This window comes from Bradyrhizobium sp. 1, from assembly GCF_023073315.1.
In the GTDB taxonomy this organism is placed as follows: Bacteria; Pseudomonadota; Alphaproteobacteria; order Rhizobiales; family Xanthobacteraceae; genus Bradyrhizobium.
Map to the genome: position 1 here is coordinate 232578 of NZ_JADPJH010000038.1, position 19895 is coordinate 252472.

Consider the following 19895-nt stretch of genomic DNA (forward strand, 5'->3'; position numbering starts at 1 on the left):
TCCGTGGTCGCTTTGAAGGTGCCACAGATGTCTTGATCCCCGCGGCCGCCAGAAGCAAGCAAGAAGAATGCCGCCGCCCTGCGCTCTGAGCAGACCGCCTTTGAAGCTCAGCAACGGCCGCGCTGAAGGCAGTGCTCGCGGCCCTGCTGATCCGTCCGGAAGGATTCGACAAAGCCGCCCTGGCGCTGGGTGACGAAGACGGTCTTGCCATCGCTGCCGCCGAAGGCGAGGTTGGTCGGCTCCTTGCCCTTCAGGGTAATCTCGCGCTCGACCGCGCCATTCGGCTTCATCAGCGCGATCGTGCCCTTGAGGATGCGCGCGATATAGAGCCGGCCGGCCACGTCGGTGCGCAGGCCATCGACGGTGTCGGGTTGGAATGTCTTGACGAGCTTTGCGCTGGTGAGCTCGTGGCCATTGATCGCATAGGACCAGATCTGGCCGCTGCTGGATTCGCCGACATAGAGCGTCTTGCCGTCGGGGCTGAGATCGATGCCGTTGGTGGTGCCCATTGCGCGCGGCGCCGACATCACCTGCCCCTGCACCGATCCATCCGCGGCTTTGGCGATGCGCCAGATGTGGCCTTCCCGGCCCTTCCAGTTCGGATCGCTCGCGTAGATCGTGCCGTCGCGCGCGAGCGTGATATCGTTGGGCTGGTTCATCTCGTCGGAATGAAACCAGACGGTGGGCTCGGTCGCGCCCTTCGCAATGGTGAAGATGTTGTGCTTCTTGTAATCGGCAATGAACATGGTGCCGCCGCGATCGAAACGAATTGCGTTGCCGACGCTGCCTTCAGGGAGTGCTGCGAACAGCTCCGAAGCTGCGCCGCCCGCAGGCAGCTTGCCGATGGTGCCGGCCTTGCCGAGATTGACGACGAACAAATTGCCGTCGAGATCGGCGGCGGGCCCTTCGATGCCGAACGTATATTCGCTGCCGGGCGTCACCTGCACGCTATCGAACAGCTTTGTCTCGGTCGCGGCCAGCGGCGTCGCGACGACGAGCAAAATGCTACTGCACAGGCACCAGAAATTCCTGCCGGATGTAATAGCCATCGTCGTCACTGCACTCGCCATTCAGATAGGGATCGGCCGGCCGGAAGAATCGGCTGAAGCCGGGTTTGTCTACAGCGCTCCTTTGTGTCACGACAACGACCTTACTGGCCGGTATTTCGCCGCATTCCTTGTTGGTTTTGCCGAAGAACTTGCGCTGCGGCGGACCGGGCTTGATCCGCATCCGCGTACCCGGAACCATTTTCGCAACGAGCAGGTCGGCGGTTTCGAGCAGGCGCGCGTAGCCGGGCTCGGTCTTCGGCAGGTTCTCGCCGCCCGGCGGCATCAGCTTTTCGGCGCCGATGCCGCGAAGGCGCGTGCGCAGCCTGCCGGCATCGGGATCGCCGGGATAGACCCAGCCGTCCTGCGACAGCATGAAGCGGAGCACCGTCTTGTCCTTCTCTGCCTCCGATTGTCCTGCCTTCAGGCCGAAATCCGAATGACAGCCGACGCAATGCTTCTCGACGAGACCCTTGCGCAGCGTGGTGAGGCGGATGCTGTTTTGCGCATCCCTGGCAACGAAGGCCGCGAGCTGATCGATCATCGCCTGGCTGCGCGTGTCGCAGGGCAACGGCTGAGGCGCGTCGCCCGTGGCGCGATCGATGCGGATCACCGTCTGGTTCTTGTCCTCCACCAACCAGATCGCGCCGTCTTCCGCGACCGTCATGCCGACCGGCGCACCTTGCGGTCGCGCGCCGTTGACGCGATGCCAGCCGGCGATCAGCTCCTCGAACGGCGCAGCGGCGACCTCGCCGGCCTCGGTCTGAAAGCTGTGGGTCGGATCGGCGGCGCAGCTGACGTGATAGCGCACCGGCGCCGGCGCGGGCTTCGGGAAGCCGTGATCGTCGACATCGTAGACGAGGACGCGGCTGCCGGTTGGGCGATAGCCGTGCAGACCGATCAGCAGCTTGCCCTCCAGCTCCGGAAATTTGGCGCCGTGATAATAGAGCATCGCGAGCGGCGCGCCGTGCGGCGGCATCAGCGAGAACGGCGCCTTGTAGAGCGCGTTCGCCGTGCAGAGCGATTTGTAGATCCCCGATTGCAGCACCAGCTTGAATTCAGGGCTCGGCGTCGACAGGTCGAAACAATAGGGCCAGCCATAATGCCTGCCCTGCTCGACAGCGTTGATCTCCTCGTTCGGCTTGAAGATGTCGGGCAGGTCCCGGCCGTTCTCGCCCTGCAGGAAGGCGTAGCCGGCATCCGGAAAGTTCGGATGCAGCGCCAGCGCCATCGAGTTGCGCAGGCCCCGCGCATAGACGGCATGTGGCGGGTCGCTATCGCCAGGCTTCAGTGCCGGGAAGACGCCGCCTGAGGGCGGTGTGAATAGCCAGATCGATGCCATCGCGGACGCGCCCTCCGCGGCCGCACAGGGCTTTGTGATCGGCGCCGGTGTGATGCAGTCGTCGCTGTGCGAGCCGACATTGACGAACAGCCGGCCGGTCCTGTCGAACACGAACTGCTTGAGCGGATGCGCGCTCTCGTCGAGCCTTGTACCGTCGGGCAGCGTGATCCGGCGGCCGGGCATGTGACGGATGATGGTCTCGACCGTGCTCCGCGGATTGTCCGCGAGCGGATCGAACCGGAAGATCGTCTCCGCGGTCGAGGCATAGAGCTTCTTGTCCGGGCCGACCACGAGGCCAAACGGATACTCGACGCCGGTCAGCAGCTCCTTGAACCGCAGCCCCTGGGGAGCATGCGGATCGAGCAGCAACAGCCTTCCGTCGCTGTGGCCCCAGCCGCCCATGTCGGCGATCACGAACAGGTCTCGGCCCGGCACCTGGACGATCGAACGCGGAAATTTGAGGTGATCCTCTTCGCTGGCGACAAGGCCGGCGCAAAATCCCGCCTTCATGTCGATCTGGATTTTTGGAAAAGCGAGTTCGCCGGGGCCGCAGGTGTCCGTCCCGATGGCATAGCCGCTCCTCCGGATCGGCTCGGACGAGGCCGGGGCAAGGCCGAGCAGCGCTATGGCCAAAACTGCTGCAAACAGGCGCAAGTTTCGACGTTCGCTCCCGAATGTGAACTGGTTCACGGTGGCCTCCCGGGCTTTCCGGGAGACTTGTTCCATGGCGCCTCAGCGCCGTCCAGCCATCACCCGCCTGTGATTAAACCTGTAACGACCTTCGCACCGACCAATCTCCGTAGATTCCCTTACCGGGCTCGACCCGAATGTTTCGCGAAGGCTTCGGATGGTATCGGTTTGCCATCCCAATCGCTCCCAATAGGAGACGCATATGGTCCAGGTGTACTTTCACTGCTCCAATACCGAAGGCACGCTGGTCGACCGCTACGGCGCCGCCGTCGCCAATCTCACCGAGGCGCGCGACCGCGCCGCCCAGATCATGCGCTCCATGATCCAGACGCCCGGTAGCGAAGACTGGCGCGACTGGGTGATCCATATTGCCGACGACGACGGCGAGGAGATTTTCGATCTCCCCTTCACCGCGATGCTCGGCAAGCCGCATTGAGGTGATGCCATGCTGTTCGCCTCATTGACCCTGCTCCGCCAGCCTCTCACCTTCGTCGCCACCAAATGGCAGAAGCTGGTGCGGATCGCCGGCAACCCCTACCGCCCCGAGCTCCACTACATGCGCGGCCCGGGCCCGAAATGGCACGCCAAGTATCAAGCCAGCCGGCTGGACCGCTCGCTCTGAGCGCGGTCCACCACGCCTTCCTCTATTTCCCCGTAAACTTCGCCTTGCGCTTCTCGACGAAGGCATTGCGGCCTTCGATCGCGTCGGCGCTTTTGCGGATCGTGGCTTGAAGCTCGATCTCCCGGCGGAATTGCGCCTCATAGGTCGCGTGCTCGCTCTCCTCGACCAACGCACGGGTCGCGACCAACGCGCGCGTTGGGCCATCGGCCAAACGACGCGCCAGCACTAACGCCTCCGCCATCAGCTTATCGTCGTCGACGACCTGCCGTACCAGGCCGATCTCTTCCGCCCGTTCGGCCGTGAGCGGCTCGTTCAACAACATCAGCTCGAGCGCCCGCTGCCGGCCGATCAGGCGCGGCAGCAGCCAGGTCGAGCCGAGATCCGGCACCAGCGCGATACGGCTGAACACCTGGATGAAGCTCGCCGACCGCGCTGCGACAATCATGTCGCCGGCCATCGCAAGACTGAAACCACCGCCGGCCGCGACCCCGTTGACGGCAACGACGACGGGTACGCGGCATTCGCGCAGCGCCCTGAAGGCCGGCCAGTAGAAGCGCATCACGCCGGCCGCTATGTCCTCGCCGAGCGCTTCGGATGCCTTCAAATTCTGTCCTGAGCAAAAACCGCGCCCGGCGCCGGTGAAGATCAAGGCGCGGACATCTTCATTCCCCGTCATCTCGGCGACCGCGGCGGCGAGCGCGCCGAGCAGGTCCGGCGTCATCGCATTCAGGCTCGCCGGCTCGTCGAGCGTCAAAATCCCGACCGCGCCATCCCGCGCCTGTTTCACACCTGCCATGTCGCGTCCCCCTCTGGATGTTCTCGTTGTCGGCAATGTGCCATTGTCCCCGCGCTTCGCCAATTGGGAAGCATCGCAACAACGCCACGACACAAGACATCAAGCGACATCATGCCTCATCAATTCAGCCTCGCCCAAACCGTCCGCAAACCCTCCGTCACATCCAAAGGCGGCATCGTCGCCTCGCAATCGCGGCGGGCGGCCGAAATGGGGGCGCAAGTGCTGGCAGCCGGCGGCGATTGTGTGGACGCGATCGTCGCGACCACCATGGCGCTGAACGTGCTGGAGCCCTGGAACAGCGGCATCGGCGGTGGCGGCGCGATGGTGCTCTACCGCGCCAAGGAAAATCGCTACGAAGTCATCGACTACGGCATGTCCGCGCCGCAGAGCCTGCGCGCCGCCGACTACCCGCTCAGCGGCGAGGGCGCAGCCGCCGATCTGTTTCCCTGGCAGCGGGTGACGAACGATCGCAACATCCACGGTCCCGGCTCGATCGCCGTGCCCGGCGTCGTCGCCGGCATGGAGGAGGCGCATCGCCGCCACGCCAGGTTGCCGTGGAAGGAGCTGGTCGCGCCGGCCGTGGCACTCGCCGGCGAAGGCCTGCTGGTCGATTGGTGGACCACGCTGACGATTGCAGCATCGGCCGCCGATCTCAGGCGCTATCCGGGAAGCGCGGCAACGTTCCTGAAGGACGGCCTGCCGCCGAGCGCACCATGGGGCATCAAATCCGAGACGCGGCTGCCGCTTCAGACATTGAAGGCGACGCTCTCGCATCTCGCCGAAGCCGGTCCGCGCGATTTCTACCAGGGCGACCTCGCCAAAAGCATCGCCTCCGACATCAAGGCCGATGGCGGTTCGCTGTCGGTGGAGGATCTCGCCGCGTTCCGCAGCCATTTGCGCGAGCCGCTGGCGATCCCCTATCGCGGCGGCAAGGTGTATGCGACGCCGGAGCTCACGGCCGGGCCGACCATGGCGCATGCCCTGCGCCTGTTGCAGGAAAATCTCAAGCCCGCGAGCGCGCCCGACGCAGCCGCTTACGCCGAATATGCACTGGCCTTGCAAGCAGCCTATCGCGAACGGCTCAAGGACATGGGCGATGCCGACGGCAAGCGCTCGCTCGGCGCGGAATATCTCGCACCCGCATGCACGACGCATTTCTCCGTGGTCGACCGCCACGGCAACATGGCCGCGGTGACGCAGACGCTGCTCTCGTCGTTCGGCTCGAAATATGTGACGCCGCACACCGGCATCGCCATGAACAACGGTATCATGTGGTTCGACCCGACGCCGGGCACCACCAACTCGCTCGCAGCAGGCAAGCGCTGCCTCACCAACTACACGCCCGTCATCGCCGAGACCGGGGACGGCAAGCGTCTCGCGGTCGGCGCCTCCGGCGGCCGCCGCATCCTGCCCTCGGTGATGCAGCTCGTGTCCTTTGCGATGGATTTCGGCATGGACCTCGATACCGCCATCCACCAGCCGCGCATCGACGCCAGCGAAGGTGCGATCGTGATTGGCGATGCCCGTCTGCCAGCAGAGGCGCGCAAGGCGCTCGCAGCGCGCTTCGACTATGAGGAAGCGCGGGTGCAGTCATTGCCGCAAAAATTCGCCTGCCCAAGCGTGGTGATGCGCGACGGCGACACGAATTTTGGTGCGGTCGAGATTTTCCAGCCCTGGGCAGATGCTGTGGCGGAGGCCTAGGGCTAGATCCCCAGCCGGTCGCGCACGCGGCCTGCGATCACCGCCGTCGTCACGCCCACCGGCCAGAATGCGTGCATCGGAATCGGCTTGATGCCGGTAACGGGCATGTCGATCTCGGCCTTGTTGCCGCCGATCAGCCGGCGGGCGAGCTGCGCGCCCATCGCGGTCGAGAGGGCGACGCCGCGGCCGTTGCAGCCGAGCGAGATCAGGACGCTCTCCGCCGGCTCGTGCACATGCGGATAATGGTCCTTGGTGATGGCGAGCCGGCTGTTCCAGCCATGGGTCCAGGCGACGCCCTTGAGCTGCGGCCACAGCCGCTCGGCGTAGCGCATGAGATAGGCGACATCGTTGGGCGAATTGATCCAGCGCATCGGGCCGCGACCACCCATCAGCAGGCGATTTTGCTGATCGATACGATAATAGACGGTGATGTGGCCGCTCTCGTAGAGAACGGGGCGCGTCGGCATGATCGAGCGGGCGATATCGTCCGAGAGCGGGGCCGTCGCGGCGATTGACGAAAACACCGGCACGATGGTGCGGCGAAGCGCGGGCCAGAGATCATCGGTGAAACCGTTGGTGGCGAGCAGGACCTTGTCGGCATGCACGACCGCGCGCGGCGTCTCGATGCGCCAGCGGCTGCCCTCGCGACGGAGCGACAGCGCCGGCGTCTCGCCATGGACCTTCGCGCCCGCCGAGATCGCGGCGCGCGCGAGGCCGCGGGCGTAGCTGAGGGGATGCAGATCGCCGCCGCGCGTGTCCAGCATGGCGCCGATATAGCGATCGGTGCCGGTCATCTCGCGCAGCTGCTCACGATTCAGGTATGTCACCGGCATGCCGCGGCGGATGCATTGCTGCGCGGTGTTTTCGATCGCGGTGGCGCTGGCCTCGTGATAGGCCGCACGCAGCGTGCCGTTCTGTCTTGCTTCGCAGGGGATCTGATAGCGGCGGATCAGATCGTGCGTGAAGTTCGTGGTGCCGTAGGAAAAGGCGATCATGCGGCGGCCAAGTTCGGCGCCGAAATCGGCCTCGATCTGATCCGGGTCGTGCTTCAGGCCCGGATTGGTGTGACCTCCATTATTGCCCGATGCGCCCCAGCCCGGCTCCTGCGCTTCCAGCACCAGGGCCTCGACACCCTGCTCCGCCAGATGCAGCGCGGTGGAGAGACCAGTGTAGCCGCCGCCGACGATCGCGACTGAGACGGTTTTGTCGACATCGAGCGGCGGCGTGGCAACCGGCGCCACGCCGGTGTCGGCATAGAGCGAGGGCGGCAGAGGCAGGCGCACGTTCATGGCGGAGACCGGTCAGAGCGGATGCAGCACGCGGCGCAAGAAGTCTTGCGTGCGCGGATGCTGGGGTTGGTTGAGCAGCGCCTTGGCCGGCCCCTGCTCGACGATGATTCCGCCGTCGATGAACAGCACGCGATCGGCGACGTCGCGGGCAAATCCCATCTCGTGGGTGACGACGACCATGGTCATGCCGTCATCGGCGAGCTTGCGCATGACGCCGAGGACATCGCCGACGAGCTCGGGATCGAGCGCCGAGGTCGGCTCGTCGAACAGGATCGCCTTCGGCTGCATCGCCAGCGCACGCGCGATCGCGACGCGCTGCTGCTGGCCGCCGGAGAGCTGCGGCGGATGCGCGTCGGCCTTTTCGGCGAGGCCCACCTGGGCGAGCAGCGCGCGGCCGCGCTCGAGCGCCTGGGCGCGGGACTCCCTCTTCACAAAGAGCGGGCCTTCGACGACGTTCTCCAGCACGGTCCGATGCGGGAACAGGTTAAAACGCTGGAACACCATCGAGACCTGGGTGCGGACTTTCACGATCGACGGCGCATCGCGGTCGACTTTCAGCCCTTCGACGCTGATCTCGCCGCGGTCATAGCTTTCGAGACCGTTGATACAGCGCAGGATCGTCGACTTGCCGGAACCGGACGGACCGACGATGCAGACCACCTCGCCCTTCTCGACGTTCGCCGTGATGCCCTTGAGCACCTCGTTCTCGCCAAAGCTCTTGTGGACGTCCTTGAGCTCGATCATTTCTTGCCCGCCCGCTTCTCGAAGTGACGGACCAGCAGGATCAGCGGAATGCTCATGGTGAGATACATCAGCGCCACCATCGTGAACACGTTGGTGTTCTTGAAGGTCGAGGACGCGATCAGCTTGCCCTGAAGCGCCAGCTCGGCGACCGTGATCGTCGAGGCTTGCGAGGAGTCCTTCAGCATCATGATCATGACGTTGCCGTAGGGCGGCAGCACGATGCGCACCGCCTGCGGCAGCACCACGCGGCGCATGGTGAGCCACCAGCCCATGCCGATCGACTGCGCCGCCTCGATCTGTCCCTTGTCGATCGCCTCAATGCCGGCCCGGAAGTTTTCAGCCTGGTAGGCCGAGTAGGCAATGCCGAGCCCGAGGATTGCGGCCTGCAAGGCCGACAGCGTCACGCCGAGATCGGGCATCACGAAATAGAGGTAGAACAGCAGCACGATGATCGGGATACCGCGGATCACGTTGATCAGGCTGGCGCTGATCATCGACAGCGCCTTGATGCCGGAGACCCGCATCATCGCCCAGATCAGGCCCAGCACCGTCGAGAGCAGCAGCGAGCCGATGGTGACGATAATCGTCAGCACGACGCCGCTCATCAGGATCGGGAAGAACTCGACGGCGTCGTGCCAGAAGCCTTTCATCGGCAAGCCTTCATCGAAAAGCCTTCATCGAAAAGCCCTCATCGAGCCTCTGTCAGCCCTGGGCCTTCTGGCCCCATTTCTCGAGGATCTTGTCGATGGTGCCGTTGGCCTTCAGCTTCGCCAGCGACGCATTGATCTTGCCGAGCAGCGCGGTCTCGCCCTTGCGCACGCCGATGCCGACCGAGCCGACGGTCGCAGGCTTGTAGCTGTCGACGAGCCGCACCTCGGGGAACCCGCCCTGCTTCAGATTGTAGGCGAGGATCGGATAGTCGGCATAACCGGCCTTGAGGCGGCCGGTGTTCACGTCGCGCAGGATGTCGGGAATGGTGTCGTAGGCCTTGACGTCGGCGAACAGGCCGGACTTCTTCAGCGCATCGACGAAGGCCGTGCCGACTTGGGCGCCGACGGTCTCACCCTTCAGATCATCCTGCGTGGCATAGGCCTTGGTGTCGCTCTTCGGCACCACGAGGCCTTCGCCATAGGTATAGATCGGATCGGAGAAGTCGACGACCTCCTTGCGCGGCGCCGTGATGAACATCGCCGCCGCGATGATGTCGATCTTGCTCGAGGTCAGCGACGGGATCAGCGCCGAGAACGCCATCGGCTCGATCTGCACGCTGAGGCCGGCGTCCTTGCCGATCTCGGTGACGAGATCGACCATGATACCCTGGATGGTGTTGGTCTTGGTGTCGAGGAACGTGAAGGGAATGCCTGTCGGCGTCGAGCCGACCTTCAGCACCTGCTGCGCGGAGGCGGGCACAACGGCAGCCAGTGCGAGTGCCGCGACTGCGGCCAGACCAAAACGCTTCATCGCATTCCCCTTTGGGTCCGGCCGATGGCGGCGCTCGCACATGTCGTGATCAGACGTTGCGGGCCGAGCCGTTTCGGCCTATTTTCACCAATATGAAAATTTGGTCACACTTTCGCGGGCGATGCAAGCGGTTTTCATGCACATGAAGGAAGCGGTTTGACGTGAGCGGTGGCAAAAGAATGCGCAAACCGGCCGCCGCAAAGCCGGTGAAGAAGGCGAAGGCCAGGAGGGCGTCGGTCAAGGCCAAGCCGGCCGAGCCCGCGATGGATGTCGCGGTCGGCCGCCGCATCCGGGATCTCCGGCGCGTCAGGCAATTCTCGCTCGAAACGGTCGCAGCGCGCACGGAGCTGTCGATCGGCTTCCTCAGCCAGATCGAGCGCGGCCTGTCGTCGCCTTCGCTGCGTGTGCTGGCAACGCTCGCCGACGTGCTCGGTGTCGGCATCGCCGCGCTGTTCGGCGCGAGCCCGAGCGCCGACGGCGCATCCGATCAGGTGGTGACGCGTGGACTGCAACGGCCCGAGCTCAAGCTCTGGCGCACCGGCGTCTCAAAACAGTTGCTGAGTCCCGCCAGCGCCGACAACAAGCTGAACCTGTTCCTGGTGCATCTGGAGCCCGGCGGCTCCACCGGCGACGAACTCTACACCCATGACGGCGAAGAGGCCGGCCTCGTGCTCGAAGGCGAGATGCTGCTGACGGTGGACAGCGAGACCTGGTCGCTGAAGACGGGCGACAGTTTTAGGTTTGCCAGCCGCAGGCCGCACCGGTTTTCCAATCCGGCGAATGATGCGAAGGCCGTCGTGCTGTGGGTGAATTGCGTGACGGGGGTGGGGTAGGCTATCTCCTTCGTCATTGCGAGCGAAGCGAAGCAATCCAGAGTCTCACCGCGGAAAGAATCTGGATTGCTTCGTCGCTTCGCTCCTCGCAATGACGAGCGATGGAGTCTTAGCCGAACCGGTGATTGTACCGGTCCACCGTCAACGCACTCACATCGACATCCGGCTTCTTGCCCGACAGCATGTCCGCAAGCACGCGGCCGGAGCCGCAGGACATGGTCCAGCCGAGCGTGCCGTGGCCGGTGTTGAGATGCAGGTTGGCGTATTGCGTCGGGCCGATCACGGGCGGACCATCGGGCGTCATCGGACGCAGGCCACTCCAGAACGTCGCCTTGGCGAGATCGCCGCCGCGCGGGAACAGGTCGGTCAGGGAGTGATCGAGCGTGGCGCGGCGCGCGTCGTAGAGTTTTGTCGAGAAGCCGGAGATTTCCGCGGTGCCGCCGACGCGGATGCGATTCCCCAGGCGGGTGATCGCGACCTTGTAGCTCTCGTCCATCACGGTGGATTCCGGCGCACCGGAGGCGTCCTTGATCGGCACCGTGATCGAATAGCCCTTCACCGGATAGACCGGCAGCGAAATGCCGAGCGGCGCAACAAGCCGCGACGAATAGCTTCCGAGCGCGAGGACGTAAGCGTCCGCCTGCAACATGCCGGCACTGGTCGCGACACCACTGACGCGTGCACCGTCCGTGACGATGCGGTCGATGCCGGTGTTGAACATGAAGCGCACGCCGAGCGCTTGGGCATGCTTGGCCAGCGCCTGCGTGAACATGTGACAGTCGCCGGTCTCGTCCTGCGGCAGGCGGAGCCCACCAACGAATTTCTCCTTCACGCCTGCTAGCGCCGGCTCGACCGCGATGCAGCCCTCGCGACTCAACGTCTCGTAAGGCACGCCATATTGCTTGAGCACGGCGACATCTTCGCCGGTGCCGTCGAGCTGCTGTTGGTAGCGGAAGAGCTGCAGCGTTCCCTGCGAGCGTTCGTCATATTGAATGCCGATGTCGCGGCGCAGGTCGCGCAGGCAGTCGCGGCTGTATTCCGCGATCGGGATCATCCGGCTCTTGTTGACCGCATAGCGCGCGCTGGTGCAGTTGCGCAGCATTTTTGAGAGCCAGACCCACATCACGGGATCGAGCTTCGGCCGGATCACCAGCGGGCCGTGCTTCATCAAGAGCCACTTGATTGCCTTCACCGGCACGCCGGGACCGGCCCAGGGCGATGAATAGCCCGGCGACACCTCGCCGGCATTGGCAAAAGAGGTCTCCAGCGCCGGTTCGGGTTGACGGTCAACGACCGTCACGTCGTGGCCGGCACGTGCGAGGTAGTAGGCAGAGGTGACACCGATGACACCGCTGCCGAGGATCAGAACTTTCACGCTTCGTCAAACTCCCGCGGCATCACGCTCGCCGCTGCAAGAGCAATTATCAGGCCACTCGCTTGATGGCGTCGCCAAGGATCGAGACGATATCGTCGATATGGCTCTTCTCGACGATCAGCGGCGGTGACAGCGCAAAGGAATCGCCGCTCATGCGGAAGTACAATCCGCGATTGAAGCAGTCGACCATCACGTCGTAGCCGCGCGCGCCGACGGTGCCGTCACGCGACGACAGCTCGACCGCGCCCATCAGGCCGCAATTGCGGATGTCGACGACGTTCGGCAGACCTTTGAGCGAATGCAGCGCATCGCGCCAGTATTCGGCAATCGACGCACCGCGGGTGAGCAGGCCTTCGTCCTTGTAGATATCGAGCGTCGCGATGCCCGCGGCGCAAGCGACCGGATGCGCCGAATAAGTGTAGCCGTGGAACAGCTCCATCGCGTTCTCCGGGCCGACCATCAGGCCGTCGTGAACCTTGCGGCTTGCGAACACGGCGCCGCAGGGAATGGTGCCGTTGGTGATGCCCTTGGCCGTCGTCATCATATCAGGCGTGACGCCGAAGAAATTGGCGGCGAACGGCGTGCCGAGGCGGCCGAAGCCGGTGATGACCTCGTCGAAAATCAAGAGGATGCCGTGCTTGTCGCAGATCTCGCGCAGACGCTTGAGATAGCCCTTCGGCGGCGGCAGCACCGCGGTCGAGCCCGGCACCGGCTCGACGATGACGGCGGCGATCGTGTCGGCGCCGTGCAGCGCGACGAGGCGCTCCAGATCGTCGGCGAGTTCGGCGCCGTGCTCCGGCTGATCCTTGGCGAAGGCGTTGCGGGTGAGATCATGGGTGTGGCGGATGTGATCGACACCCGGCAGCAGGGTCGCGAAGGCGCGGCGGTTGGCGACCATGCCGCCGACCGAGGTGCCGCCGAAGCCGACGCCGTGATAGCCGCGCTCGCGGCCGATCAGGCGGGTGCGGCTCGCCTGGCCGTTGGCACGGTGATAGGCGAGCGCGATCTTCAGCGCGGTGTCGACCGACTCGGAGCCGGAATTGGTGAAGAAGATGCGGTCGAGGCCCTTCGGCGCGATCTCGGCGAGACGCTCGGCGAAGTCGAACGCCAGCGGATGGCCCATCTGGAACGACGGCGCGAAGTCCAGCGTCATCAGCTGCCGCTCGACCGCAGCGGCGATCTGCTTGCGGCCGTGGCCGGCATTGACGCACCAGAGGCCGGCGGAAGCGTCGATCACCTTGCGGCCATCGACCGTGGTGTAATGCATGCCCTCGGCCGAGGAGAACAGGCGCGGCGCCTTCTTGAACTGCCGGTTGGCCGTGAACGGCATCCAGAACGAATCGGTCTTGATGGTGTTCGGAATCTGATGAAGGGTCACGGACCACGCTCCTTTGCTGACCTGATAGCAGAGCCACGGCTTCGAAAGGGCAACAAGTCCTTTTCTGCGGCGCCACAACCCATTGATTTCACTGGGGCCGCCGGTCCATATTTGCGCGATCCGCAACACTTGCAACACGGGACCAGGGTATGAGCGTCGACATCGGGGGACGGCTGCGATTCATCCGGGCCCGCCAGAAGCTGTCGCAGCGGGCGCTCGCCAAGCGCGCCGGCGTCACCAATTCGACGATCTCGCTGATCGAATCCAACCAGATGAACCCGTCGGTCGGCGCGCTCAAGCGCATCCTCGACGGCATCCCGATGGGGCTCGCCGAGTTCTTTGCGCTGGAGCCGGAGACGCGGAGCAAGATCTTCTACCGCTCGGAAGAGCTGACCGAGGTCGGCAAGAAGCCGATCTCCTATCGGCAGATCGGCGACAATCTGTTCGGCCGCAGCCTGCAGATCCTGAAGGAACGCTACGAGCCCGGCAGCGACACCGGCCGCGTGCACCTGGTCCATGACGGCGAGGAAGGCGGCATCGTGATCTCCGGCAAACTTGAGGTCACCGTTGAGGACGAGCGCCGCATCCTCAATCCCGGCGATGCCTATTATTTCGAGAGCCGCCGCCCGCATCGCTTCCGCTGCGTCGGCGGCAAGCCGTGCGAAGTGATCTCGGCCTGCACGCCGCCGACGTTCTGAAGCGCATCAGCGTTATCCGGAATGTTACGGAGCCACCGGTATCTTACGGAGCTTGAGGCATCTCAATTTCTGCGCCGCGATCCTCTATATCCTTCGAGCCATAACCAAGCAGCCAGAGCATTCCCGGGCCGCTTCGTAACAGGGCTCGCCATGAAGATCGCTCTCGCCAATGCAGAAGCCGCACTCAACGAAGTTGAGCGCGATACTGACAAGCTTAGTTCGCGGGAGCTGCGCGAGACTATCGCGAAGTACATCGAGGCGCAGAGAGAGCGGATCAAGGCGCTCCGCCGGCTGATGAACTAACTTGACGCGTCCACGAACCTTCTGAACCGGGATGCCGCAAACAGCGACCAAGATCCAGGACGTCCTGTTTCGCGGAGTGCACTATGGCGAGCCGCATCGGCCTCGTGGCGCGCCTGATCGGCGCGATGCTGCTGCTGTGCGTCGCAACTACAGCGCAAGCCGAGAAACGCGTTGCGCTGGTGATCGGCAATTCGGCCTATCAGACGGTTGCCAAGCTGCCTAATCCCGCGGCCGATGCCAGGCTGATGTCGGACACACTCCTCTCGCTCGGCTTTTTCATAGTCGGCGGCGGTGCGCAAATTGATCTCGACAAGGCTGGCTTCGACCGAGCCTTGCAAGCCTTCAGCCAGGAACTGGTCGGCGCGGACGTGGCGCTGTTCTATTTTGCCGGCCATGGCGTCGAGACACACGGCCTCAACTACCTCGTGCCGGTCGACGCCCATCCGGGTGACGAGGGTGACGTGTTTGTGCAGGGGGTCGCCCTCGCAGGCGTGCTGGACCGGATGGAGAAATCCGGCGCCAAAATCAACCTGATGCTGCTTGATGCCTGCCGCAATGATCCGTTCAGCGGTCGTGGCTTCCGCAGCGGGACTGGTGGACTGGCCCAGATGCAGGCCCCGCCGGGCACGCTCATTTCATTTGCCACGCAGCCTCGCAGCGTGGCGTTCGATGGCGACGACGGCCACAGCCCTTACACGCGCGCCCTTGCCGACGCCATGCAACACCAGGGTTACGGCCTGTTCAGAACTTTCAACAAGATGGGATTGGCCGTGGAGAAGGCGACTGGCGGCCAACAACTGCCTTGGGTCGCCTCATCACCGATCGCGACCAGCTTCTACTTCGCGGGGAAGCCCGAGCCGCCTGCGCCGACGCAGGCATTGCCGGTTTCGCCAGCCGGCGTATCAGCGGCGCGGCCGTCCGACGAAGTGCTACGCCGCGACCTCATCACCGACTGCGATCGCCTGGCTGCGCAGCCCTATGATGCCGGCCACGCCGCGGAGCTGCCGGGCGTCGAGGTCGACAAGATGAACGCCGCGGCGGCGACCGTTGCCTGTAACGAAGCCATGCAGGCCCATCCGGACGTGGCTCGATTTGCCTTTGAGGCGGGTCGCGCGGCCAATGCACGCAAGGATTATGCGGAGGCGCGCCGCCTGTTCGACAAGGCCGATGCCGCGGGCTATCCGCTGGCGCCGCACAATATCGGCACACTCTATGAAGGCGGCACAGGCGTTCGGATGAACAAAGCCGAAGCCGCACGCTGGTACAAGAAATCTGCAGCGCTCGGTGAACCGATCGCAATGATCGATCTCGCCTGGCTTTATCAGGAGGGCGAGGGCGTTGCCAGAGACTGCACAGAAGCGATCAGGCTGAACGAAGCTGCTGTCGCCGATGGCGTCCCTGCCGCCATGAACAACCTCGGTCTGCTCTACCTCAAGGGTCGTTGCGTAAGCCGCGATTATGCCGAGGCGCGGCGCCTGTTCGAGCACGGCGTCGCGCTCAACGACGACTCCTGCATGAACAGCCTCGGGACGATGTACTATGACGGCCGCGGCATGCCGCGCAACACGCGAAAAGCCCGCGATCTGTTCGAGAAGGCGGCCGCAATGGGAAATCCGCAGGCGAAGCAGAACCTGCGCGAACAGCGGCTCTAGGCATTGAGGTGCCGCCGGCCGAGCCGGCGGTACCATCTGGTCAAATTTCTCAACGCTGCGTCAGCAATTCCTCGATCTTGATCGGGAAGCGACGCACACGCACGCCGGTCGCATGCCAGACCGCGTTGGCGACCGCACCCGCGCTGCCGGTGATGCCGATTTCGCCAACGCCCTTGATGCCGAGCGCATTCACATGCGGATCGTGCTCCTCGACCGTAATCACGTCGAGCGGCGGCACGTCGGCATTCACGGGGATATGGTACTCGCCGAGATTGGCGTTCATGATCCGGCCACTGCGGCGGTCGGTGATGGCCTCCTCGTGCAGCGCGAACGACATGCCCCAGATCATGCCGCCGAACAGCTGGCTCTGCACCATGCGCGGATTGACGACGCGTCCGGCTGCGAAGGCGCCGACCATGCGGGTGACACGGACCTGGCCGAGTTCGGGATCGACCTTGACCTCCGCGAACACCGCACCATGGGCGTGCATCGCATATTCTTCCATCGCCGCGGGGTTCGGCGCCCCCGTGCCGCGGGCTTCGACCTCGGCGACGCCGGCACGCGCAAGAATCTCGGCGTAGCTCTCGCTGCGGCTCTCGTCGTCACGCCGGATCAACCTGCCGTCGCGCGCAATGACGCCGGCGTTGCCGGCGCCGAACAATGGCGAGCGGTCGTCGTTGGTGGCAAGATCGGCCAGCTTGGCGATGACGGCCGCGCCGGCGCTATGGATCGCTGCACCCGCAGTCGCGGTATGGGCCGAGCCGCCGGCGATGCCGGCGTCGGGCAGATCCGATGTCCCCGCCTTGAACTCGACGCGGTCGATATCGAGGCCGACGGCATCGGCGGCGATCTGGGCGAGCGCGGTCCAGGCACCCTGCCCCATGTCATGCGCGCCGATCTCCATCGCGCCAAAACCGTCGCGGCGGAGCACCGCGCGCGCCTCGGCCTGGAACATCAGCGCCGGGAAGGTCGCGGTGCCCATGCCCCAGCCGACCAGAAGGCCGGCATCGTCGCGCATCTGCCGCGGCTGAAGCGAACGCTTTGACCAGCCGAAGCGCGCCGCGCCCTGCTCGTAGCAGGCACGCAGTGCCTTGGACGAGAACGGCTTGCCGGTGATCGGCTCGACCTCGGCGTAGTTCTTCAGGCGGAAGGCGAGCGGGTCGATGCCGCAGGCCCAGGCCATCTCGTCGATCGCGCTTTCGAGCGCGATCGAGCCGGTCGCCTCGCCCGGCGCGCGCATGAACAGCGGCGTGCCGGTGTTGACGCGCACGGCATCGTGCGAGGTGCGGATTGCCGGTGCCGCATAGAGCGTGTGCGAGGCATCGGCCGCCGGCTCGTAGAAATCGTCGAACGTGCTCGATACGGTCCGGGCGTGGTGATCGAGCGCGGTCAGGCGCCCCTCGCCATCGGCGCCGATGCGCAACCGTTGGCGCGTCGGCGCGCGGTGGCCGACCGGGCCATACATCTGCTCACGGCGCAGCACCAGCTTGACCGGCTTGCCGACCAGCCTGGCCGCCATGATGCCGAGCACCGGCGGACCAGCCATGAGCCCCTTCGAGCCGAAGCCACCTCCGAGGAACGGGCTGCGGATATGGATCTTGTCGTGCGCAATGCCGAACAATTCTGCAACGCGCGCAAGCGACAGCATGAGACCCTGCGTCGGCATGTCGATCTGCAAATTGTCGCCGTCCCACGACGCGACGATCGCATGCGGCTCCATGGCGTTGTGATATTGCGGCGGCGTCTCATAGATCGCGTCGATCTGTTTCTCGGCCGCGGCAAGGCCGGCCTCGACATCGCCGCGGTGATTTTCCGTGGGATTGCCGACGCCGACGACCGGCGGCACATAACTTTCGCCGGCATCGAGGCCGACCAGCGCGGGCAGCGTCTCATAGCGCGGCGCCAGCAGCACCGCACCCTCCGTCGCCGCCTCAAGCGTCTCGGCGATTACGACGGCGATGGGTTGGTTGGCGTAGCGGACCTCGTTGCTCTGCAACACCTCCATCCGGAACACGAACGGATTGGTCTTGATCTCGGGGTCGATTGCGAGCGGCGGCTTGTGGTCCGGCGTCATGACGTCGACGACGCCGGGATAATGCTTGGCGGCAGCGACATCGAGTGAGGTCACGCGGCCATGCGCGATGCTTGAGACCGCCATCACCGCGAACAGCATTCCGGGCGGGTGGTTGTCGGCGGCATAAGTCGCCTGCCCCTTGACCTTGAGGAGGCCGTCGCGGCGCGTCAGCGGCTGGCCGATGCTCGAACCGTGCCGCAGATGAGCAGGCGTGCTGGTGAGATTAAGCTCAGACATGGATGGCTCCGGACGTCGAGGCAAAGGGAGAGGCCGGCAGCGCGGCAATACGCGCGGGCGTACCGGCGGCAGCGAGGGTCAGCGCACGCACGACGATGCGGCGCGCGAGCTCGATCTTGAAGGCGTTGTCGCCGGACGGTCTTGCATCCGTGAGCGCGCGCCAGGCGGCTTCCTGGAAGGCATCCGCCGTAGGCGTAACGCCCTTGAGCACGCCTTCCGCGGCGCGGGCACGCCACGGCTTTGCGGCGACGCCGCCAAGCGCAAGCCGCGCTTCCGCGATCTTGCCGTTCTCAATCCGCAACGCAGCCGCAGCCGACACGACAGCGAAGGCGTAGGAGGTGCGCTCGCGAACCTTGAGGTAGCGCGAGTGTGCGGCAAAGCCGCGCGCGGCGGGCGGCAGACGCACCGCGACGATGAGGTCGCCGGGCTCGAGCGCCGAGTCGCGCTCGGGCGTGTTGCCCGGCAGGCGATGCAACGCGTCGAGCGTGATCTCGCGACGGCCGCTCTTGCCTTCGATCTCGACGATGGCGTCGAGCGCAAGCAGGGGCACGCAGAAGTCCGACGGATTGGTCGCGATGCAGCTCTCGCTCCAGCCGAGCACGGCGTGGGTGCGGTTCTCGCCGTCACGAGCATCGCAGCCGCTGCCGGCCTCGCGCTTGTTGCAGCGGCTGGCGGTGTCGTAGAAATACGCACAGCGCGTCCGCTGCAGCAGATTGCCGCCGACAGTGGCGGCGTTGCGCAGTTGCGCCGAAGCACCGGAGAGCAGCGCTTCGGCAACGGCCGGACAAGATTTTGCAAAGTCCGCGTCGTGCGCAAGATCGGCGTTGCTGACGAGCGCACCGATGCGCACGCTTCCGTCAGCGAGACGCTCGATCTGATCGAGCCCGTCGAGATGCGTGACATCGACCAAACGGTCCGGACGGCTGACTCCGCCCTTCATCAGATCGAGCAGATTGGTGCCTGCGGCAAGATAGACAGCGCCCGGCTGCGCCACGGCGGCGACGGCCTCCGCGACCGTGGCCGGCCTGACATAATCAAACTGTTTCATGCGGAGCGCCTCTGATTGGTTTCGTCCATGCCGGCCTGCGCCTCGAGCACGGCATCGACGATGCCGGCATAGGCGCCGCAGCGGCAGAGATTGCCGCTCATGCATTCGCGGATGCGCTCGGGATCGTTGCCGGCCTGCGCCTCTTGCATCATGCCGATCGCACTCATGATCTGGCCGGGCGTGCAGAAGCCGCACTGGAAGCCGTCATGAGCGATGAAGGCGGCCTGGACGGGATGAAGCTGGTCGCCGCGCGCGACGCCTTCGATGGTGAGGATGTCGGCGCCGTCATGGCTGATGGCGAGCGCGAGGCAGGAGTTGATCCGCTTGCCGTCGACGAGAATGGTGCAGGCGCCGCACTGGCCGCGATCGCATCCCTTCTTGGTTCCGGTCAGATGGAGGCGCTCACGCAGGAGATCGAGCAGCGTGACGCGCGGATCGTCGAGGACGAAGTCGCGCCGCGCACCGTTCACGGTGAGGCTGATGGAGTGGTTCATACAAGGCTCCGATCAGATATGGACATGAGTCATCGCTCAGCGCACCACTTCCGTGGCCGCCGCCGATGTCGCGCCGTCCGAACACAATCCGAGCCAGCACATGAACAAAGAT

General features: G+C 65.0%; 19 protein-coding genes. 7 read left to right on the forward strand and 12 right to left on the reverse strand.

Features of this window, described 5'->3' with window-relative positions; genetic code table 11:
- Nucleotides 1-107: 107 nt before the first annotated feature.
- Nucleotides 108-1049: an SMP-30/gluconolactonase/LRE family protein gene (locus IVB29_RS36955; protein ID WP_247508347.1), complete on the reverse strand. Its 942-nt coding sequence runs from the start codon at nucleotides 1047-1049 to the stop codon at nucleotides 108-110.
- Nucleotides 1006-3078 carry a PQQ-dependent sugar dehydrogenase gene (locus tag IVB29_RS36960; protein ID WP_247508348.1) on the reverse strand — a complete coding sequence of 691 codons (2073 nt, stop codon included), beginning with the start codon at nucleotides 3076-3078 and terminating at the stop codon, nucleotides 1006-1008. Before IVB29_RS36960 ends, IVB29_RS36955 begins: the two co-directional genes overlap by 44 nt.
- Before the next feature lie 202 nt (nucleotides 3079-3280).
- Here IVB29_RS36960 and IVB29_RS36965 point away from each other — a divergent pair, with 202 nt between their 5' ends.
- Both IVB29_RS36965 and IVB29_RS36970 read left to right on the forward strand, forming a co-directional pair.
- Complete coding sequence (locus tag IVB29_RS36965; RefSeq protein ID WP_247508349.1) at nucleotides 3281-3514, forward strand: hypothetical protein; 234 nt, start codon at nucleotides 3281-3283, stop codon at nucleotides 3512-3514.
- A gap of 9 nt (nucleotides 3515-3523) precedes the next feature.
- Nucleotides 3524-3700: a hypothetical protein gene (locus tag IVB29_RS36970; protein WP_247508350.1), complete on the forward strand. Its 177-nt coding sequence runs from the start codon at nucleotides 3524-3526 to the stop codon at nucleotides 3698-3700.
- Nucleotides 3701-3722: 22 nt separating this feature from the next.
- On the opposite strand, the gene IVB29_RS36975 is transcribed toward IVB29_RS36970, so the two are convergent.
- Nucleotides 3723-4496 (reverse strand): enoyl-CoA hydratase-related protein, encoded by a 774-nt coding sequence (locus IVB29_RS36975; protein ID WP_247508351.1) that lies wholly within the window; start codon nucleotides 4494-4496, stop codon nucleotides 3723-3725.
- Nucleotides 4497-4607: 111 nt separating this feature from the next.
- Here IVB29_RS36975 and IVB29_RS36980 point away from each other — a divergent pair, with 111 nt between their 5' ends.
- Nucleotides 4608-6197, forward strand: a complete 1590-nt coding sequence (locus IVB29_RS36980; RefSeq protein WP_247508352.1) for a gamma-glutamyltransferase — start codon at nucleotides 4608-4610, stop codon at nucleotides 6195-6197.
- Nucleotides 6198-6199: 2 nt separating this feature from the next.
- Here the strand turns inward: IVB29_RS36980 and IVB29_RS36985 are convergent, their stop codons facing one another.
- From IVB29_RS36985 to IVB29_RS37000, 4 genes are read right to left on the reverse strand one after another with little or no spacing between them, the layout of a single operon-like run.
- Nucleotides 6200-7486 carry an FAD-binding oxidoreductase gene (locus IVB29_RS36985; protein ID WP_247508353.1) on the reverse strand — a complete coding sequence of 429 codons (1287 nt, stop codon included), beginning with the start codon at nucleotides 7484-7486 and terminating at the stop codon, nucleotides 6200-6202.
- A 12-nt stretch (nucleotides 7487-7498) separates the two neighbouring features.
- The gene (locus IVB29_RS36990; RefSeq protein WP_247508354.1) at nucleotides 7499-8230 is read right to left on the reverse strand and encodes an amino acid ABC transporter ATP-binding protein; all 732 of its coding nucleotides are present in this window, start codon (nucleotides 8228-8230) and stop codon (nucleotides 7499-7501) included.
- Nucleotides 8227-8880 carry an amino acid ABC transporter permease gene (locus IVB29_RS36995; RefSeq protein WP_247508355.1) on the reverse strand — a complete coding sequence of 218 codons (654 nt, stop codon included), beginning with the start codon at nucleotides 8878-8880 and terminating at the stop codon, nucleotides 8227-8229. Before IVB29_RS36995 ends, IVB29_RS36990 begins: the two co-directional genes overlap by 4 nt.
- Before the next feature lie 52 nt (nucleotides 8881-8932).
- Nucleotides 8933-9691 (reverse strand): ABC transporter substrate-binding protein, encoded by a 759-nt coding sequence (locus tag IVB29_RS37000; protein ID WP_247508356.1) that lies wholly within the window; start codon nucleotides 9689-9691, stop codon nucleotides 8933-8935.
- Between the two features lie 179 nt (nucleotides 9692-9870).
- Here IVB29_RS37000 and IVB29_RS37005 point away from each other — a divergent pair, with 179 nt between their 5' ends.
- The gene (locus tag IVB29_RS37005; protein WP_247508357.1) at nucleotides 9871-10524 is read left to right on the forward strand and encodes an XRE family transcriptional regulator; all 654 of its coding nucleotides are present in this window, start codon (nucleotides 9871-9873) and stop codon (nucleotides 10522-10524) included.
- Between the two features lie 109 nt (nucleotides 10525-10633).
- Here the strand turns inward: IVB29_RS37005 and IVB29_RS37010 are convergent, their stop codons facing one another.
- Both IVB29_RS37010 and IVB29_RS37015 read right to left on the reverse strand, forming a co-directional pair.
- Nucleotides 10634-11899, reverse strand: a complete 1266-nt coding sequence (locus IVB29_RS37010; protein WP_247508358.1) for a D-amino acid dehydrogenase — start codon at nucleotides 11897-11899, stop codon at nucleotides 10634-10636.
- Nucleotides 11900-11948: 49 nt separating this feature from the next.
- Nucleotides 11949-13277: an aspartate aminotransferase family protein gene (locus tag IVB29_RS37015; RefSeq protein WP_247508359.1), complete on the reverse strand. Its 1329-nt coding sequence runs from the start codon at nucleotides 13275-13277 to the stop codon at nucleotides 11949-11951.
- Nucleotides 13278-13426: 149 nt separating this feature from the next.
- Between IVB29_RS37015 and IVB29_RS37020 the strand changes: the two genes are divergently transcribed.
- From IVB29_RS37020 to IVB29_RS37030, 3 genes are all read left to right on the forward strand, one after another.
- Nucleotides 13427-13975, forward strand: a complete 549-nt coding sequence (locus tag IVB29_RS37020) for a cupin domain-containing protein (protein WP_247508360.1) — start codon at nucleotides 13427-13429, stop codon at nucleotides 13973-13975.
- A 150-nt stretch (nucleotides 13976-14125) separates the two neighbouring features.
- On the forward strand, nucleotides 14126-14278 hold the full coding sequence (locus tag IVB29_RS37025; RefSeq protein ID WP_247508361.1) for a hypothetical protein: 153 nt from the start codon (nucleotides 14126-14128) through the stop codon (nucleotides 14276-14278).
- An 83-nt stretch (nucleotides 14279-14361) separates the two neighbouring features.
- Nucleotides 14362-15930, forward strand: a complete 1569-nt coding sequence (locus IVB29_RS37030) for a caspase family protein (protein ID WP_247508362.1) — start codon at nucleotides 14362-14364, stop codon at nucleotides 15928-15930.
- 49 nt (nucleotides 15931-15979) lie between these two features.
- On the opposite strand, the gene IVB29_RS37035 is transcribed toward IVB29_RS37030, so the two are convergent.
- Genes IVB29_RS37035 through IVB29_RS37045 form a run of 3 tightly spaced genes read right to left on the reverse strand, consistent with a single transcriptional unit; the run spans nucleotide 15980 to nucleotide 19783 of the window.
- Nucleotides 15980-18241 (reverse strand): xanthine dehydrogenase family protein molybdopterin-binding subunit, encoded by a 2262-nt coding sequence (locus tag IVB29_RS37035; protein ID WP_247508363.1) that lies wholly within the window; start codon nucleotides 18239-18241, stop codon nucleotides 15980-15982.
- Complete coding sequence (locus IVB29_RS37040) at nucleotides 18234-19289, reverse strand: xanthine dehydrogenase family protein subunit M (protein ID WP_247508364.1); 1056 nt, start codon at nucleotides 19287-19289, stop codon at nucleotides 18234-18236. Before IVB29_RS37040 ends, IVB29_RS37035 begins: the two co-directional genes overlap by 8 nt.
- Complete coding sequence (locus tag IVB29_RS37045; protein WP_027562563.1) at nucleotides 19286-19783, reverse strand: 2Fe-2S iron-sulfur cluster-binding protein; 498 nt, start codon at nucleotides 19781-19783, stop codon at nucleotides 19286-19288. The genes IVB29_RS37040 and IVB29_RS37045 overlap by 4 nt, the downstream gene beginning before the upstream one ends.
- Nucleotides 19784-19895: the final 112 nt, after the last annotated feature.